The sequence below is a fragment of the Endozoicomonas sp. ALC013 genome (genome assembly GCF_049310205.1).
GTDB lineage: Bacteria > Pseudomonadota > Gammaproteobacteria > Pseudomonadales > Endozoicomonadaceae > Endozoicomonas.
This window is the reverse complement of the sequence record NZ_JBLYNS010000123.1, coordinates 1-15,698: the sequence shown is the minus strand read 5'-3', so window position 1 is coordinate 15,698 and position 15,698 is coordinate 1. Positions and strand designations below refer to the sequence as shown.

The following is a 15,698-nucleotide window of genomic DNA, read 5'->3' as shown; positions in this document are numbered from 1 at the left end:
CCCTCCGTTGTGCCTCGCATAGTACCAGCCCAAGTAGTCAGAAATATATGATTTCATATGGCCAGCTACTTAATACTGATTCTGGCGTAGCATTTCACACTTGATTTATCCGTTTTTCCCGCTCTAAGGTGCTCACCATTTCAACCAGTGTTTCTGCCAGATATTCCTGACGGGATTTAAAGGGTGGCAAGCTTGAGTGGGGGTCATCATGCTGAACCGTACTGTCTATTTCGGCCATAACCTGGCCTACCGTTGTATTTTCAAATCCCCTTTGTCTGGCGATAGTCACACACTCAGCAGGCAATAGTACCGGTGATGTTTCCTTGATGTATTGCATGCCCCCGGATGTCTCGATAATAACGACGGCTTTATCTAACCATACTTTCTGACCGTTGACCTGCTCATGGAAAATACCATTTTCAATGGCCACCAACAAAAAATCAGCGTCACGATCAGCTGCCTGGTACTTTGCTTTCGCGTCTTTTATTCTGTTGCCAGCTCCCGTAAGGGTTTCGTTTTCAACGGGCTGGCTATTTATTCCGGAGCGTGCTTTGGTTGCAATCAGATTAACCTGGTAGCGAGCAAAAGCTTTCTCTACGGCACTAATTTTCATTTTTGACTCAGAGCCCACAACAATATCAATTGCAGGAATATCAATTGCAGGTTTGCTGCCAGGGACGGAAAGATTCATAGCAATGGCTCTGCTTTTTTTAGAAGATGCTGAGCAATTATAGTGAGCTTTTCGGATTGTGCTTCTGCTAATTTTCAATTTGTGACTGAGCGAAAACTCCAAACACGTGAAAACTTAATTGCTGTTTTTTGAGGTCAGCGGATCAGGCCCACAAAGCTGATAGGAAACAAGTTTAGCGGGTGTTAAAAATGGCGATATATCAGACATTCAGTATTGAGATTGAATTTTTGAACTTTGCGGTTTTTAGCTAAAAAGGATTTACCCATGGCTCCTCCCATTGAACCCAACAAGCCTGGCTCCAATAGCTTTACCCACGATTTTCCGACACCAGAAAGTAAACCAGCCAAAAAAAAATTCCATAAAGATGTAGCACCTGTCAGGCTGAAAGATCCCGGCATACAGGCAGATGATGGGCAGCAGGGGGCAAAAGCGATCACAAGCTTTGAAACAATAAAGCCAGTTAATGCAAGTCCACTTGTGGATGAAAAAAACAGCCCTGTGCCAGAGCAGGAATTGGAAGAGCTGCTCTCAACGGATGGAGAGCTTGCGAAAATTCATCGGGAAAATTCAGAAAATTACTATATCAGTGAGTCTGATAGAGCGCTGAAATCGTTAATGGAGTCCATAAATAATGGTGATCTGACCAATGATCTCTCCGACAAAAAAGCTTTTAATAGCTATAAAAATTTAGTCACACAACTGAATTTGCCAAAAGATCTGACAATCACCCTGACAATGCCATCAGGTGACATATTCTGTTTAATTCCTGTCAACAGCCGACTAAAGATTATAGATAACCTGCAACCACTGATTAGCACAGCGATCCAGCTTACTGAAGACATAAAAGATTCAAGAACCAGCCAGCAGAGAGCGCTACCCCCACCCTCCAGAAAAAAAGAAATTCTGGAAAACATCAATCAGCTACTTCCCAGGGTCAATAACCCTGAACCGTTTATATCGAGACTTAACGAAATAAAAAAAACACCAGTTTGCATCACGACCGATAGCTGCAAACCATCTCCTGCTGATGTGCAAAGCCGATCCACACAGCTTGCCATCACAACCATAAATACCCCGGAACAAATAGAAAAGCTGGCTGACCAGTTAACGGCGCACCGGGAAAAAGTGCAATCGTTCATCCACTGGACGCAACGCTTATTGTTGGAAAATGGTCCGGATATGAGGTGGATAGCGCCACACTGGCCCGACATTGAGGGCGGCCCACTGGAACAGACAAGGCAGCTGGTTGGCAGTGGCAGCGAACATCTCAGTGCAAGACTGATAGCAATGACTGGCGCTATTGAAGATGATATAGCGGGCTTGAAAAGATATATACGGGATGCCGCCAAATACGATTTCAGAGGTGGCGAGCAATATCTTGGACAGGTGGATATCTATGCCGAAGTGGTCAGGCGGTTATCCAATACTCAGTCTGGAAAGAAAAAGGCTGACGGGGAAATCGCTGCAATTATCGATAGTAAAAGGGCAATCGCACAGACCAGTACCGGCAAGACGGTCCAGTGCGTTCCTGACGCCATTCAGGAACTCACCGGACTGCACAAGCAGCTAAAGAAACGATTTAATGCCGATCTATTTGAACAGGAACTTATGAAGGTTCTGGCAGAGGATAGCAAGTCGTTCAGCAGCCGACTTCATATTTATCAGCATGATCAATGGCACCAGGTCACTCTTGAATACACACCGGCAGCGTCCATGCGTCTCCATGATGACACTGCTGATGCTGGAAACAGAGACCCTTTTGCAAATGGCTATCATGACAAATTGGCTCTTTCAATGGAGCGGAACTCGCCTCATGCAATAAATATGCTGGCCTACACCATGCAAGTTGATGGTCAGGAGACGGCCAGGCATATTCGGGTCGGCTGCCCTTATGCCTACAAGGAAAAAGGAGAGAATGTAGATCGCATAACCGACCAGCGCCTCAATGAAATCTTTACCGCCCTTCTGCTTCACAACCATAAACCGGCGTTACAAAATGCCATGAAAAACCCCGATCACCAACCCATTCAGCTGGATTGCCTGTACCTGAATTTGCTGAGCCCGGATCATATCCGAGATAGCCGTATTGCCAGAGCCGCAGGCCTGGAAAATGAGAAAGAATGGACTGAAAAGCTGCACGAAAAGTTAATGGAAATGTCCAATAAGGAGCGCACGCTAACCATTCATTACGCTGATGGCAGGTCCGCTGCCGTGAAAATCAGGCCACGGCCTGTCATGCTGGTTGCACCCTGCAATAAACTGGCCCTGGCAGACCGGCATAAATCATTGTCTGGCAAAATCCTGATGGCTAATGCCAATACCTGGAAAACGGTGATGGAGGTCAATGGCGCTGCACTGCAACAATTAGTCGGTTCAAACCATCAGTACGGCGGCTTACTGGGAGAAAAGCTGCCAGCACTATCCGCCAGCAACCAGTACAGGGCAAAGGAGCTGGCTGATGATTTATGGGCGCTGTACAACACACCTGGCGGCCTGCAACAGGTTGCCGAACAAGCAGGTCCCTTTTATTTCTCCGGAAAATTAAGAGAGCTATCCACCATTATGGGAATGGACCTTTTCACCGGTTGTAAAAGCAATAAAGATCGAACCGGGCTCTCTGAGGCAGTTCAACAGTCGATGTCAACCTGCGGTACTCCCGGTCTTACGGAGCAGTTTATGGTCTACGGTGGTCATATAATGATTCAGATGAAAAATACCGGCCTGCCCGGCTATAAACTGGATGGCACCCAGGCCAAACAGCTGGACGACAGTATATTTTCAAAGCTAATCCGTTAAGACAGGTTTATGGGCGAAGACATCAACGACTTTTCTTTTATTTCAACTGTTTCCGGCTGGCTCAGAAGCCAGTTACCTTGGTACACTTGAACTGTATTTTACTGATCGGAAATGGTTTGTGATTGCGTATCCTGAGATAGATCCCGTGGCGTTCAGCCTTGGCCCCCTGAGTGTGCACTGGTATGGCCTGATGTACCTTGCAGGCTTCGCCCTGGCACTCTGGCTGGGTGGTATTCGTGCCCGGAGATCCGGTGGCCTGTGGCGTCCGGAACAGGTCAGTGACCTGGTTTTCTATGGGGCTGTCGGAGTTATCCTGGGTGGACGATTCGGGTATGTCATCTTCTATCACTTTGACTATTTTGTCAGAGACCCGCTCTGGCTGTTCAAAGTGTGGGATGGCGGCATGTCCTTTCACGGTGGCCTGCTTGGGGTGCTTGTGGCCATGTGGCTCTATGGCCGTTCTCAGGGTAAAGGCTTTTTTCAGGTGACGGACTTTATTGCCCCACTGGTACCTTTGGGGCTGGGCCTTGGTCGAATAGGAAACTTTATTGGTGGCGAGCTTTGGGGCAGAGCCTCCGATGTGCCCTGGGCCATGGTGTTTCCTACCGATCCCGGTCAAATGGCAAGACACCCTTCCCAGCTTTATCAGTTCTTCCTGGAAGGGCTCGTGCTGTTTGGCATACTGTGGTGGTTTTCAGCAAAGCCCAGGCCAAGAATGGCCATTTCCGGACTGTTTCTGCTGATCTATGGGCTGGCAAGGTTTGCCGTTGAGTTTGTCCGGGAGCCGGATGCCCAGCTTGGTTTTATCGCCTTCGACTGGCTGACCATGGGGCAGCTGTTGTCTTTGCCGATGGTCGTTATGGGTATAGTGTTTATGGTCTGGGGTTATCGTCACCATTCACTGGTGAATGGTATGAATAGTGATGACGCCGCCTGGCAGGCAAAGACCAGGGCTAATAACAGCCCAAAGCACAGAAACTGCCCAGAGCCTAAGCAACGAAATAGTGGATCGAAAAAACGATGAAAGAATATCTGGACCTCCTGCGCCATGTAAAAGACCATGGCACGTTCAAAGCGGATCGTACCGGCACGGGTACCTACAGTGTGTTTGGCTATCAGATGCGGTTTGATCTTTCCCGGGGCTTGCCACTGGTGACCACCAAAAAGTGTCATCTGAATTCAATCATTCATGAATTATTGTGGTTCCTCAAAGGGGATACCAATATCGGCTACCTGCAGGAAAACGGTGTCCGGATCTGGAATGAGTGGGCAACCGACGACGGTGATCTCGGCCCGGTTTATGGCAAACAGTGGCGCAGCTGGGAGGGGGCCAATGGTGAAGTGGTCGACCAGATTCAGTGGCTATTGAATGAAATCAAAACCAACCCGGATTCAAGACGGATGGTGATCAGCGCCTGGAATCCATCGGTACTTCCGGATGTCGCCTACTCGCCAAAAGACAATGCCGCTATGGGGCGTCAGGCGCTACCACCGTGCCACTGCCTCTTTCAGTTTTATGTTTTGGATGGCAAGTTGTCCTGCCAGTTGTATCAACGCAGCGCTGACATCTTTCTGGGAGTGCCTTTTAATATTGCTTCCTATGCGCTGTTGACGATGATGATTGCCCAGGTCTGTGACCTGGAACCCGGTGATTTTGTTCATACCTTTGGTGATGCTCACCTGTACGCGAATCATCTTGAACAGGCAGAAGAGCAGTTAAGCCGTACACCTTACCAGCGACCCCGGATGAAGCTAAACCCGGCCATTCGTGATCTGTTTGAGTTTTCCATTGATGACTTTGAGCTGGTGAATTATCAAGCCCATCCCCATATCAAAGCGGCTGTGTCCGTTTAACCGACAGGCTCCTGGCCTCTTGGTGGTTTATCCGTGGGGCAACCTGCGGGTTAACTCTTCAGGTGTGAACCTTTCAGGGGCCAGGATTGCATACCCCTGCCTCGAACATAGCCTGCAGTATGGCGTTTCGGTTCTCTTGCAATGTGACCAGGTTCTGGTACTGGAGGGAGTTTTGCACAAACTTCAATGATCTGCGCTGTCTGGCGGCAAGAATCTTACTGTCTATATCCAGTGGGCCCCCTTGTGGATTTTGCCCATAGTGGCGAATGATATCGCTGGCGACAATAAATGTACCGGTCCGGCCTACCCCCGCGTTACAGTTAACCACCATCGGATTATTTGCCCGTTCCAGCACTGCGGGGTGTTTTCTCAAGGTTTCGGCAATCATCGTGATGGCTGCCAGCCTCACCGGATTGCTGGCTGTTCCATCAACCCACCCCATTTCATTGATGCGAAAGTGCGGTTTGCCATTAATTTCCAGTTGGTCAATCCTCAGCTTCATATCTGGCAGATCCATTGAACCGACCAGGCTTACTGATACAGAAGGCAATGTCTCCGTTCCTGTTGTGGTGGTGATTTCCAGTGCAGGAATGGTTTTCGGCTGATCAATGTCGGTTGGTCCAATGCGGGTGTTATCAGGGCGCTTGAGCTCATTTTCAGTGACCAGGGCAACGGAGATGGCCGTATCGTTCACTGCCAGCAGCTGCAGGAAACGGTCATGGGTTCTGTTGACGGACCCCTGTGCCGCAATGAATCGACCGTAATGCATGTCGATGTAGTTGGCATGGTATGCCTGACCAGGCATGGCGCAGTATGCCTCGTGACAGCTTATATTGCTGTGCTTGGAGAGGGCATAATTTCTAAAGTTAGCGGCACTGGCCCTGGGACAGGCCCCACCATTGAGATTTTGCTCAAAGGGAACATCGCTGGATCTTTTGCGCAGCTCCAGGAAACGTTTGGAGACCTCTGCGGAGCAGAACCGGGAGAAATTGGGAAACGTCTGCGCGACCGATCCAAGGGCCTTCAGGATGCCCTGCAGAGTTTCGGCAATGGCAGGCAGTTCTGTGCTGTTCCCGGTGATGACTGTCCGGATGGGCTGGGTATCGGACTGGCGGTCATTACTGGCTGCAAGGCCCTGCGAACCGGGCAGAAGTGATTCAGCCTGAGCCAGTGAGCCTGCTGTTGGTGAAAGTTGCACAATGCTACTTTGAGTTAATGACGATGGGGGAAGGATTTGACAAAGTGCAGTTGCCAGGCAAATAAGCCCGGCAGTGGCAAAAACCGCGGAAGGTATAAAAGTACCGGACGCGATCGCAGCAGCGATAAAACCCGCGCCGACAAACGCAATGGTACAGGTACGGACTTTTCGCCAGGGCACTCGGGCGATTATTCCGGTGTTATTCCCGGGCTGCGCAACTGGATTGTGGCGATAAACTCCAGTTGTTTCTGCAGTTGTCGAAGCTGTTGGCATCATTCTATTGGTACTGAAAGTCAGGTACTCCCCAAGTCAACGGTGAAACTTTTTCATTATTGTAGGGTCATTGAGCTAGCAATCACTTTTTAATGGCGAACGGCCAGAGAAAATTGAGGAGTTTTCTGATGGGACCAATTTCGTGTTTCTCAATGTTCCGTGAAGTCTGGAAAAGAAAGTTAATATAGTTCTTTATATCGAGATCGCAAGTCTTCTGAGTTATTCTGGCGTCATGGTACCGGGCATCAGACCTTTACTACTGATATTTACAGTGACAGTCTCTTACAAGATGTAACAGTTGACCATCCAGGCTGTTGCCTGGTCTCTTTTGATTCCGGAAAACGAAAAAATATTATATTAAAAAACAGGAATATCTTCCTCAACTCAATGATGCCCGCAGGCAACCTGTTCTTAAACAGAACTACAGAAGCTTGCAGCTAAAAGAGAGGCTAATGCCGGTTCCGGCCTGGCGTTCAATAGTACAAACTGAACACCCTTGCCTACCCGAACTGCAGTTAATCATGCCTGCCGATTTTGATATTTTGCCCCATTGCAATCCTTCAGGTTTCGGTATTGCTGCCCGAACATGGCCGACAGGCCCGGGTGTTAGTTATGTCCATCCTCTACAGTTCCAGTTTTCCGACCGAAAGGAACATCGCTTCTGCCACATTTGAGGCAACCCGTCAAATCGCACCCGAGGTCATAGTGAGAATTTCCTGTTTTTCGATTTACATCATCCTGTTGGCTGGATGATAACCGCTCGTTGGTCATTGGGGCAACGCATTAACTATTCCAAATTCGCAGTTTGCCTCTGTGGCGGAGAGAGTCCGGGTTCAGTAAGAGGCGAATCAAGGAGGAAACTTTTTCATTATCGTATGGTCAGAAAGTTACCTGAAACCTGTTAAACATAGAAAGAAAATTGGGGAGATATTTCTAATGAGTCCAATTTCTTCACATTTCTCAATGTTTCATGAATTCTGGGGCGACGACGAAAATGTTGTTCGGGGTAGCCAATCTTCCAAGTTATTCTGGCGTCATGGTACCGGGCACAAGACCTTTACTACTGATGGTGCCAGTAACCGTCTGATAGAACAGGCAACAGTTGACCATGTTGGCTGTTGCCTGGTCTCTTTTGATTCAGGAAAACGAAAAGTTGCTCCGCTGAACCCTGACACTCGACTGCTTTTCAGACATCAACTACCCCATGAATCGTTCCTGGAGCCGGAAAAAATCAAGGAACTGTCCGACAGGAACATTATTGTGCTCCATGGTTTCTCTGAACTTCATGATGCGCAAGCCTTTGAGCACCATCTGAGAGTGCACTCTTATTATAACGACGATGGCACTTGCATATTGGATGAATTCCCGAAATGGCCTTCGGCTGACCAGATGGCAAGTTACGGTTTCGTTTTTTCTGAGATTCAGGTTCACGGTCCCGAGGGCAAAGCGTGCGTGGATATGGATTCAATCTGGCAAAGTAAATTGTGGACTAACTTTGCGATAGACGATATGAAAAGACAGGATGCTGACGACATGAAAATTGAGGATATATACTCTGATTCCTGTAGATTTACTCTGAATGTTGATAAACAGCAATACCTTGCTGAACTCAATGCCGCCCGTAGGCAACCGGTTCTGCAACTGAACCACCAAGGCTTGAAGAATAATAACATGCTGACGCCGGTTTCGGCCTTGCGCTCAGTGGTACAAACTGAAGACGCCTCCCTGCCCGAACTGCAGCTGATCATGCCTGCCGATTTTGATATTCTGCCCAGGTGTAATCCTGAAGGTTTTGCCGCCCGATCAGGGCCGGTTGCTGTTTGTGATCCATCCTTTACTATTCCTGTTTTCCGATCGAAAGAAATATCGCTTGTCTCGCAAGTGAGACAACCAATCAATTCGTACCCATTTTCTCCGGTGGAAGATTCGCACATGGCCGACTCTTCTGCTGATTCCGATTCTGCCACGCTGAAATTTACTGGAGAAAGTGTTACGGCACCTGATTTTTCGGCGGTAAAGTGCACATTAGTAAAATTGCCTTCAGTGTATGTGAACATAGTTGTCACCCCAATGGTACCTTAGTGCATATTACAACCTTCTTGCTTTTTGATATACATCATCCAGAGCTGGACGATGGCCGCTGGTCGTTCCCAATAGATTAACAGAACCCAAATTGGCAGGTCGCAGCTGTGGTGGGATGGGGGGGGGAAATTGCGAATCAAACATGAAACTTTTTCATCATCGTATGGTTAGCAAACTGTCTGACACTTTTTAAAAGTGAGCAGTCGGAGAAAGAAAATTGAGGAGTTTTTTTAATGGGACCATTTTCTTCACATTTCTCAATGTTTCATGAAGTCTGGGGTTGTGACGATGACGGAAATGTTTTTCGGGAGCACCCGTCTTCTGATTTATTCTGGCGTCATGGTTCCGGGCATAAGACCTTTACCAGTGATGGTGCCAGTAACCGTCTCATAGAACAGGCAACCGTTGACCATGTTGGCTGTTGCCTGGTCTCTTTTGATTCAGGAAAACGAAAAATTGCTGCGCTGAACTCTGGCACCCGACTGCTTTTCAGACATCAACTACCCCATGAATCATTCCTGAAGCCAGAGAAAATCAGGGAACTGTCCGACCGGGATATTATCGTACTCCACGGTTTCTCTGAACTCCGGGATGCGCAAGCCTTTGAGCACCATCTGAGAGTGCGCTCTTATTACAACGAAGATGGCACTTGCATACTGGATAAATTTCCAAAATGGCCTTCGGCAGACCAGATGGCAAGTTATGGTTATGTATTTACTGAGGTTCAGGCTCACGGGGGCAAATGGTGTGTTGATATGGATTCAATCTGGCAAAGTAAATTGTTTATCAACTTTGCGATAGAAATGATGAATAAAGATCATTCTAACCTGACGATGGAGGACATATACGCAGCGTCCTGTCGCAACATGAAGGTAGATAAAGGGCAATACCTTGAGGAGCTTGATGTCGCCCGCAGGCAGCCTGTGCTTAATCTGAACTACAGTAGCTTGCAGAAAAATGACTGGCTAACGCCGGTTCCGGCCTGGCGTTCAGTGGTACAAACTGAAGATTCCTTCCAGCCTGAACTGCAGCTGGTCATGCCTGCCAATTTTGATATTTTGCCCAGGTGTAGTCCGGCAGGTTTCGGTATTGCCGCCCGAACCTGGCCGACAGGTCCGACCGTTGGTTATGGTTCATCCACTGCTAATCCTTATTGTCAGTTGCAAGCAACATCGCCTTTGCCACCAGTGAGGCAGCCAATAAAACCGCCAGCATATCCCTCTATTCAGGCAAGGGCTCTGCACGTGGCCAGGACGGGTGCTGATTCCTATTCTGCCACTCTGAGATATGCCGGGGCTGTGTTGAAGCACCTGATTTTGAGGCGGTAAATGACGGTTTAATCGTGATTTTCAGGTACCGGCAGCTGGGCAACACCCAGGTCAAGCACTTCTTCAACCACTTCCTGGTCATACTCGGTATCTGCCAGGGTACTGCTGACTTTGGCAAGATGAACCAGTGCATCGCCCTCATTGGCCAGTGGCAGCTGGCTAAGGCCAATAACAACACCATCAAACGGTGCGGTGATGCCTTCACTGTCACTGGCGTCAAACGGATTCACAATGGTCATCATGGTGTCCCCTTCCTTGACCAGGTGACCCTGTTTGATATGAAGTAACACCAATCCATCCCTTGAGCTTCTCAGCCACTGGCTCTGGTTGCACTCCCATGGCTGAATAGTCGGTGTTTTGGCGGGTTTCCCGGGCAGCATATTCAGATGACGCATAACACGCATAACGCCTTTGAAACCCAGCTTGATGGAAGCCTGTTCCAGTCGTAATGCTTCACCAGCTTCATAAACCAGTGCCGGAATGTTGTACTCATTGGCTGCATGGCGGAAAGAACCATCTCTCAGGGATGAGTGGAGGATTACCGGCGCACCAAAGGCTCTGGCCAGACCAAGACATTGCTCGTTGGTCAGGTCGGTTCTCAGCTGTGGCAGGTTGGTTCTGTGAATGGCTCCGGTGTGGAGGTCCAGGGCGTAGTCAACGTGTGGAAAAATGCCCGTAGTAATCAGGTTGGCGAGCCTTCCGCCCAGAGACCCTTTGCTGGATCCCGGGAAGCAGCGGTTCAGGTCTCTGCGATCAGGCAGGTAACGAATTTGCTGGATGAATCCGAGCTGATTAACCACGGGAATGACAATCAGGGTGCCATGGATTTTCGCCAGATTTTTATAGCCGAGGATTTGTCGGCAGATTTCCACGCCATTGAGTTCATCACCATGAATGGCCGCCGTCACTAACAGGCATGGGCCTTTTTTGCGACCGTGAATAACCTCAATCCGAAGATCAATGGGCGTATCGGTGTAGAGTCTCACGACCGGGATATTAAGGTGCTGTCGTGTACCTGGCAAAATGGTATGGCCAAATAGCTCTAAGGGTTGTGCTCTTTCCATGGAAGACTCCAGCCCCGGTCATCAGGCCTGAAAGGAAGAGACCGGGGTTGAAAAGCATCACTCGGGCGTTTTTTTAATCAGAGTGATGGTGGGTTGGTGAAGTGAATTTATCCGGTAATTCGTGTATTACTCGTGCGGCGATAGTTATTTTCAAGGTATTCGATAATGCAGTTGGCTACATCGTTGGCTGTTGCCCGTTCAATACCTTCCAGCCCCGGAGAGGAGTTGACCTCCATCACCAGGGGGCCGCGATTGGAGCGAAGAATATCGACACCTGCCAGTCTCAGCCCCATGGCTTTTGCCGCCTTTACTGCGGTAGCCCGCTCGTCTTTGGTCAGCTTCACCAGGCTGGCACTGCCGCCCCGGTGAATGTTGGAGCGGAACTCGCCTTCAGGTGCCTGACGTTTCATCGCGGCGATGACTTTGTCGCCAATGACAAAACAGCGAATATCCGCACCGCCGGCCTCTTTGATGTATTCCTGAACCATAATATTGGCTTTCAGGCCCATAAATGCTTCCAGGACACTTTCTGCCGCTTTCCGGGTCTCGGCCAGGACCACGCCAATACCCTGGGTGCCTTCCAGCAATTTGATCACCAGGGGGGCACCGCCAACCATATCGATCAGGTCGGGGATATCGCCAGGGCCACTGGCAAAGCCGGTAACCGGCAAGCCCACGCCTTTACGCGACAGCAGTTGCATTGACCGTAACTTGTCACGGGAGCGGGCAATGGCCAGGGACTCATTCAGTGAGTAACAGTTCATCATTTCAAACTGGCGAATAACCGCAGTCCCGTAAAAGGTGTTGGAGGCACCAATACGTGGAATCACCGCATCATAATGAGGCAGCTCCACCCCTTTCATATGAATACTGGGGTGTTTGTCATTGATATTCATGTAGCAACTCAAAATATCAATAACATCGATCGTATGACCTCTGGCTTCTGCAGCCTCAATGATGCGGCGGGATGAGTATAACCGCTCGTTACGGGAAAGTAGCGCAATTCGCATTGGGTAATTCCTGATAAAAGGTCATTCTGCGCTCTGGCTGAAAACCTGGTTCATGACTGATTCAAATTAAAAGGCTGAGAAAAAGTATGGCTTACCAGAGCGCTTTTTACTGAATATACGCAGACCAGCAGATACGTAAAACGGTGTTATAAAAGTAGTACTCGTCTTTTGCTATGAACATGCTTTGTCACCATGCCATGGTCGCTTATTCCATCGTCACAAAAGAGGTCCGGGTAATCGCTTGTCAACAGCAATATAAATCAAAGCGGGCTGATCAACTGCAGCCCTTGGGTAGAGGAGGGATCCTGATCAGTAACGGGGGGCAGTTTACCAGTGGTCAAAGACCAGGTGCTCGTCTCCGAGTAACTCCCGCAACCGTTTGCGTTCAAGGTGAAGCTCCGCTTTCGACCGTTTTTTCTCATAGTCGGCCTGGCGGGTGCGATAACGCTTTTTAGCTTTGGCCGCTTTTTCAAACTCTTCTTCGAAGTCTGGATACTCTTCCATCTCTGCCTGCTCTGAATGCCGGTCAAGACAAATAGCAAACAGCCGTTCCTCATCTGCAAACCATCGTTCACAAAGGCTGGTCTACAAGAGAGAGGAACTGGTGTTGCTGCGCTAATTTCTGGTAAAACCGGGGTTCAGTCAATAAAAAAAAACAGGGCCAGGGTAAAACAGGATGAATTCCTGTTTTTTATGATTTAGTTGTTTTTTAGTCTGAAAATAAGGCGTTTTTCTATAATTTTGCCTTTCTGATGGCATATTTTTAGTGTTTTATGTTTTTTTAGTAATGGTGGTGAGTGATTTTTCCCGGTTTTTTGTTAGATGTTGCTGAGTGAAGCGCCATAAAACCGCTCCTAAAAAGTGGTTGCTCTGCGGTTACGGCCATCGTCACTTAGTCTCAACGCGTTTTTCGGGTATGCTCACAAACTTTAGATCAATCGTCCGGCAATCAGCTTACCATCATGTTCTTCCCTGAGATCTTCCACTTTTTCCGCAATTACTGGGCAAACGACCGGATTAATTACAGTGTAAAAGTCTTTTTTGCCCTGACTGGCGTTACCTTGCCTGCCTGGTATCGGGGATCACCTGATGACATCACGCCTGTGGTACTGGGTGTGATTGCCGCGGCCCTGGCTGAAGTGGATGACAACCTCTGGGGAAGGATTAAAGCGCTGATCATGATGCTGGCCTGTTTTCTGCTGGCATCACTGTCCATTGAGCTGCTGTTTGATTATCCATTGCTTTTTGCGCTAGGGCTGTGCAGTTCGACGTTTGGATTTACCATGCTCGGTGCCATGGGGCCAAGGTATAGCAGTATGACCTTTGCCTCGCTGTTGCTGGCGGTTTACACCATGCTGGGTGCGGGGGCAAGCCAGAGCCTGTGGGAGCAGCCGCAGCTGCTGCTCAGTGGCGCGCTATGGTATGGTGTGCTGTCTCTGGTCTGGCATATTCTCTGGCCTGATCGCCCGGTGCAGCAATCCCTGGCCAATATATTCAAAGAGCTGGCGGGTTATCTTGACAGTAAAAGTCAGCTGTTTGATCCCGTCGCCAATATGAACCCTCAGCCTCTGCGTCTGGAGCTGGCCAGAAAAAATGTCAGTGTTGTCAATGCCCTGAACCAGGCCAAGGCTTCTTTGCTCCAGAGAGTCCGCCGACAGGACAACGTGAGCGCGCAGCCTTTCCTGCACATATACTTTCTTGCCCAGGATATCCATGAACGGGTGAGTTCCTCTCATTATCGTTATCAGGATCTGGCAGAGCACTTTTCCCGCAGCGATATTCTTTTTCGCTTTCAGAAAATGTTGCGAGTTCAGGCTAAGGCATGCCGGGCCATCGCCCGGTCTCTGGCCATGGGACAGGAGTATTTGCATGATAACGAGAATGCAGCGGTTCTTGATGAGCTGCGCCAGTCGCTGAAATATCTGCAACAACAGGAAAATCCTCAGTGGCGATCTCTGCTGGTTCAGCTGGAATATCTGCTGAAAAACCTGACGACAGTGGAATTACAAATATCATCTGTAGGACACCCGGACTCAGACATATCCGCCGACGAGCGCATATTGGCTGATTCCAACCCCAGGGGAATCAAGGCTCACCTGCTGTGTATCTGGCATGAGTGTCGCCTGGACAGCCCTCTGTTCCGACATGGCCTTCGTCTGGCAACGTCGCTGACACTGGGTTACGGGCTGATTCAGGGGTTGCACCTGCAACCCGGTTACTGGGTTCTGCTGACTATCCTGTTTGTCTGTCAGCCCAGCTACAGCGCTACGCGACAGAAACTTGCCCAGAGGGTCGTTGGCACGCTTGCCGGGCTTCTGACCGGCATACCGCTTTTGTACCTTTTTCCGGGGCAGGAAGGTCAGCTGGTTCTGATGGTGATCAGCGGAATTCTGTTTTTTGCATTTCGTACCGTACGCTATGATCTGGCAACAGCGTTTATTACCTTGCTGGTGTTGTTTTGTTTTAACCAGCAGGGATTGGGCTTTGCTGTGATTATGCCTCGCTTGGGGGATACCCTGCTGGGCTGCCTGCTGGCCGTCACTGCGGTTGTGTTTATTCTGCCTGACTGGGAATCCCGGCGGCTGAATCGGATTATGGCATTGACCATAGCCAGGCATCGAGAGTATCTGTCTCAGGTTATGACGCAGTACCAGACGGGTAAACGGGATACATTGGCCTATCGTCTTGCGCGTCGTCATGCGCACAATATGGATGCCCGGCTTAATGCCGCCATTATGAATATGCTGACTGAACCGGCCCGCTATCAGCGGGCAAAGGATGAGAGCTTTCGCTTCCTGACCCTTTCCCATGCCATGCTGAGTTATATCTCTACTCTGGGGGCACACCGGATGCTGTTGGCTGGAGACTCTTTTCACGAAGGGCTGCTGGCACAATATCAGTCCATGGATAACCATCTGCAATTGTTGGAGAAACAGTTGATAGGGGGCTCTGTGCAAAGTCGTGGACGTTTTTCTAAAGCGGAATTAACCGACGAGCGGCCTGAAACCCGTTTATTGCTGCAACAGTTACAGCTAATGTTTCAAATCATGCCGGAAATGCATCTTCTGGCTGTTGAGATTTACAATAAATTAAATAAGCCTGACAGCCAGTAACTCAGGGCCTGTTGACGTTTCGTTGCGAGCAGGCAACGAAACGTCAACAGGCCCTGGTACATGGTTTCAATGGCTTTGACGGGTTGTTGTGCCTCCGCACTCCGTTCGTCCTGTCGAAGGACCCATAGGGCCTAAAGGCGGAAACTCCGGACTCTGATAGATCTTACCAATCACCCTTCGACTCCGCTCAGGATGAACGGGGTGTATAGGTATTAACGCTATTCTGCACTGGCTATCAGTACGGAGGTTTTAATCATCATATTGTCGATCAATAATGGGGGCGAAGGAT

At 49.2% G+C, this 15,698-nt stretch carries 11 protein-coding genes; 6 read left to right on the top strand and 5 right to left on the bottom strand.

Annotated features, from left to right (window positions below; all coding sequences use genetic code 11):
• Positions 1–94: 94 nt before the first annotated feature.
• The gene (locus tag ACO6V1_RS18370) at positions 95–691 is read right to left on the bottom strand and encodes a DUF84 family protein (RefSeq protein ID WP_422460069.1); all 597 of its coding nucleotides are present in this window, start codon (positions 689–691) and stop codon (positions 95–97) included.
• A gap of 264 nt (positions 692–955) precedes the next feature.
• Between ACO6V1_RS18370 and ACO6V1_RS18365 the strand changes: the two genes are divergently transcribed.
• The 3 genes from ACO6V1_RS18365 to ACO6V1_RS18355 all read left to right on the top strand — a co-directional run bounded on the left by ACO6V1_RS18365 (position 956) and on the right by ACO6V1_RS18355 (position 5,341).
• Positions 956–3,487: an inositol phosphate phosphatase SopB gene (locus tag ACO6V1_RS18365; protein ID WP_422467950.1), complete on the top strand. Its 2,532-nt coding sequence runs from the start codon at positions 956–958 to the stop codon at positions 3,485–3,487.
• A 118-nt stretch (positions 3,488–3,605) separates the two neighbouring features.
• The gene (gene lgt / locus ACO6V1_RS18360; protein WP_422450428.1) at positions 3,606–4,511 is read left to right on the top strand and encodes a prolipoprotein diacylglyceryl transferase; all 906 of its coding nucleotides are present in this window, start codon (positions 3,606–3,608) and stop codon (positions 4,509–4,511) included.
• Positions 4,508–5,341 (top strand): thymidylate synthase, encoded by an 834-nt coding sequence (locus ACO6V1_RS18355; protein ID WP_422450429.1) that lies wholly within the window; start codon positions 4,508–4,510, stop codon positions 5,339–5,341. The genes lgt and ACO6V1_RS18355 overlap by 4 nt, the downstream gene beginning before the upstream one ends.
• Before the next feature lie 73 nt (positions 5,342–5,414).
• Here the strand turns inward: ACO6V1_RS18355 and ACO6V1_RS18350 are convergent, their stop codons facing one another.
• Entirely contained in the window at positions 5,415–6,539 is a 1,125-nt protein-coding gene (locus ACO6V1_RS18350; RefSeq protein ID WP_422450430.1) for a protein-tyrosine phosphatase family protein, read from the bottom strand.
• A gap of 1,209 nt (positions 6,540–7,748) precedes the next feature.
• Here ACO6V1_RS18350 and ACO6V1_RS18345 point away from each other — a divergent pair.
• Entirely contained in the window at positions 7,749–8,894 is a 1,146-nt protein-coding gene (locus ACO6V1_RS18345; RefSeq protein WP_422467948.1) for a hypothetical protein, read from the top strand.
• A gap of 233 nt (positions 8,895–9,127) precedes the next feature.
• Positions 9,128–10,222: a hypothetical protein gene (locus ACO6V1_RS18340; protein WP_422467946.1), complete on the top strand. Its 1,095-nt coding sequence runs from the start codon at positions 9,128–9,130 to the stop codon at positions 10,220–10,222.
• 8 nt (positions 10,223–10,230) lie between these two features.
• On the opposite strand, the gene ACO6V1_RS18335 is transcribed toward ACO6V1_RS18340, so the two are convergent.
• The 3 genes from ACO6V1_RS18335 to ACO6V1_RS18325 all read right to left on the bottom strand — a co-directional run bounded on the left by ACO6V1_RS18335 (position 10,231) and on the right by ACO6V1_RS18325 (position 12,800).
• Positions 10,231–11,286, bottom strand: coding sequence for a succinylglutamate desuccinylase/aspartoacylase family protein (locus ACO6V1_RS18335; protein WP_422467944.1), 1,056 nt, complete (start codon positions 11,284–11,286; stop codon positions 10,231–10,233).
• Positions 11,287–11,393: 107 nt separating this feature from the next.
• Entirely contained in the window at positions 11,394–12,296 is a 903-nt protein-coding gene (gene rimK / locus ACO6V1_RS18330; RefSeq protein WP_101747669.1) for a 30S ribosomal protein S6--L-glutamate ligase, read from the bottom strand.
• A gap of 327 nt (positions 12,297–12,623) precedes the next feature.
• On the bottom strand, positions 12,624–12,800 hold the full coding sequence (locus ACO6V1_RS18325; RefSeq protein ID WP_269675211.1) for a hypothetical protein: 177 nt from the start codon (positions 12,798–12,800) through the stop codon (positions 12,624–12,626).
• A 458-nt stretch (positions 12,801–13,258) separates the two neighbouring features.
• On the opposite strand from ACO6V1_RS18325, the gene yccS reads away from it, so the two are divergent.
• Positions 13,259–15,409: a YccS family putative transporter gene (yccS, locus tag ACO6V1_RS18320; RefSeq protein ID WP_422460061.1), complete on the top strand. Its 2,151-nt coding sequence runs from the start codon at positions 13,259–13,261 to the stop codon at positions 15,407–15,409.
• Positions 15,410–15,698 lie beyond the last annotated feature (289 nt).